This window comes from Pedobacter sp. 01N416 (assembly GCF_056399685.1).
On record NZ_JBFTRT010000576.1, the window covers coordinates 1 to 3,168 of the forward strand.

The following is a 3,168-nucleotide window of genomic DNA, read 5'->3' on the forward strand; positions in this document are numbered from 1 at the left end:
AAAAAAAAGCTATTCTGGATGTTCACGCTGTTGATCCTATCCGCTAGTGGCTTTGCTCAAGGGATCGCYATTAAAGGTGTGGTCTCTGACGCAAAGACGGGCGAAACGCTCCCTGCCGTAAACATTACTGTAAAAGGCACAAACCTGCACATCGCTACCAACAGTAGTGGTGTTTACACCTTAAGCAGTGTAAAACCTAATGCCACCCTTATTTTTTCCTACATCGGCTACAAGCAGCAGGAAATTGCCGTTGCTGGAAGAACAAAAATCGACGTTTCTCTATCTCCTGACTTTGCCAACCTCGATGAGGTAGTGGTAGTTGGGTTTGGAACCAAGAAAAAAATCAATGTTGCCGGCGCAATTGATCAGATCTCTGGCAAGCAGCTCGAATCGAGACCGGTAACCAACGTATTGCAGGGTTTACAGGGTATCAGTCCTGGGTTGAATATCACTTATGCAGGTGGTGCGCCGGGCAGTGTACCCAACATCAACATCAGGGGATATACTTCTATTAACGGTGGCTCGCCATTAATTGTTATTGATGGTATTCCTGCTACAAGCAATGACGATATGTTACGCTTAACCCCTTCTGATATCACTTCGTTTACAATATTGCGTGATGCGGCATCGGCAGCCATTTATGGAGCACGTGCCGCATTTGGCGTAATTTTGATTACCACTAAACAAGGTGCTGCAGGCAATAATGTAATTAGCTACAATACCCGCAATCTTGGGGAAAACCAACCCTATTACCTAAACCAGTAACCGATCCTTATATTTTTTCGAGGGTTTTGGAAACCTCTACGGATAATACCCCATGGGATTATGTGAATTATAACGATGAGTATTACCGCTGGGCAAAGGAACGGTCAGATAATCCTTCCATAGCCGATACCCGGTTAAACCCAACCGATCCTACCAAATGGGCCTATATGGGTAGCAACGATTGGTACAATTACTTTTTCAATAACTCGAGTTTATCTAAAAGCCATACCCTTACCTTTTCTGGTGGAGCTGCCGTAAACGAAAAACCATTAACCTATTACCTTTCAGCAGATTACAGCAGAGATAACGGACTAAACAAACTTACTGCCGATTATTGGGACCGTTATGGACTAAGGTCAAAAGTGGGTTTTTCTCCGCTTTCGTGGCTTAAAGTTGATAATAACCTGAATATTTATCAGACCAAAAGAGCACTTCCCAACGGAAACATTACCGATCTGTATTACCTCATGCCTACCGATGTGGCTAAAAACCCTGATGGTACCTGGGCAAATACCGCTGCTGGTAAATTGGCTGCAAAACTTGTTGATGGAGGGAACAACCTTCAAAACATGTTTGGTTTCCAGAACATTACCAGTGCTACAGCCTTATTTTTAAAAGGCGATCTTCAGGTAAATGCTGATGCATCTTTTAAACGCGAGCTTTGGAAAACACATAACGATAGTAAAAAATACAAAATTGGCTATGGCCCAAATGATATCCGCGAAGAAGGTGGAAACGGTTCAGTAACCGAAAACAATGGCTACCTGTATAACAATGCATTTAATATATATAGCACGTATAAAAAAACGCTAGGCGATCATTTCTTCAGTGCAATGGTAGGTTTTAATAGCGAAGATTATAGCTATTCTACTGTAAACGCAAGTAAAGATATCCTTATTTCTTCTTCTCTGCCATATTTATCGCTTACCAGCGGTACGGCTACAGCCAGTGCGGGCTATTCGGCTTATGCAACCAATAGTGCGTTTTCGAGATTAAATTACACCTACAAAAACAGGTACATCCTGGAGGCTACCGGAAGGTATGATGGTTCATCACGTTTTCCGATTGACAGACGCTGGGGATTTTTCCCTTCGGCATCGCTTGCCTGGATAGTGAGTGGCGAAGATTTCTTTAAGTCACTTTCACCTGCAATATCTACCTTCAAATTACGTACCTCATATGGCGATCTTGGAAATCAGAATGTGGGCGATTTTGGCTATATCCAATCTCTTGTACCAGGCACTTCAGGTTATTTAATTGGTGGCAATGGGCAGAACCAGGTAATTAATGGGGCTCCGGGACTAAGCGTTGATCCTCAAACCTATACATGGGAAAGGGTTTCTACCTTGAATATGGGTACCGATATTGGCCTATTGAATGATAAACTTTCTTTAACTTTCGATTATTATATCCGCGATACCAAAGGCATGCTTACTGCAGGACAAGAACTACCAGGTGTGTTGGGTACCGGTGTACCACGTCAGAATTCAGCCGATCTACGCACCAAAGGATGGGAACTTTCGGTAACCTATAGAGACAGGTTTGATCTCGGTTCAAAACCTTTCAGCTTTGATGCAAAAGTATTCCTGGCCGATTCTAAAGCCAAAATTACCAAGTTCAAAAATGATCAGAACCTATTTTCAAATTACCGCGAAGGACAAGTTCTTGGAGAAATTTGGGGACTACAGAATGATGGCGTTTTCCGTAATAAAGCGGAAATTGCCGCTTTAGATGAATCTGCACTTATACCTTGGGGAGCCCTTTCTATTGTTGAGGGATGGCCAAAATATGTAGATCTTGACGGGAACAAAAAAATAGAAAAAGGACTGAGTTCAAACGATCCAAAAGATTTAAAAATCATTGGAAACAGCTCTGACCGTTATACCATTGGTGCCAACCTGAATATGGATTGGGGTGGATTCGATCTTTCTGTGTTTTTGCAAGGCGTATTAAAAAGAGATTTTTATCCGCACCATTACCTTTTCTGGGGTCCTTATCAACAGCCATATGCTAACGTTTACCCTTGGAACCTTGATTTTTACCGTGGAACAGCTGATTCGCCAGAACAAAGGGCTAAACACTCTGCGTCATATATTGCTGCCGGACTTGCTGATGCCAATACCGATTCGCAATACCCGGTATTGCAATCGTGGCTTGCTGATGCCAATTATGGATCGGGTTTAGATATCCCCCAAACTAAATATTTGCTAAATGGTGCTTACCTGAGAATCAAAAATGTATCGCTTGGTTATACGCTACCGGTTCAATGGACCAAAAAATTCCATGTAAACCGTCTTCGTGTATTTGTTACAGGAGAAAACTTATATGAGTTTTCTTCAATCAAGAAGTTTATCGACCCGGAAGCGGTTAATCAAGGACCAAGTGCCTGGGCATACCCTTACC

At 42.5% G+C, this 3,168-nt stretch carries 2 protein-coding genes; both read left to right on the plus strand.

The genetic code is table 11. The annotated features are described in order from the left end of the window. Nucleotides 1-765 (plus strand): carboxypeptidase-like regulatory domain-containing protein (locus tag AC1DND_RS23910; protein ID WP_477585072.1); only part of this gene is annotated, 765 nt, incomplete at its 5' end. A gap of 26 nt (nt 766-791) precedes the next feature. Further along, nucleotides 792-3,168, plus strand: a 2,377-nt coding sequence (locus AC1DND_RS23915) for a SusC/RagA family TonB-linked outer membrane protein (protein ID WP_477585073.1), incomplete at its 3' end; no start/stop codon positions are given.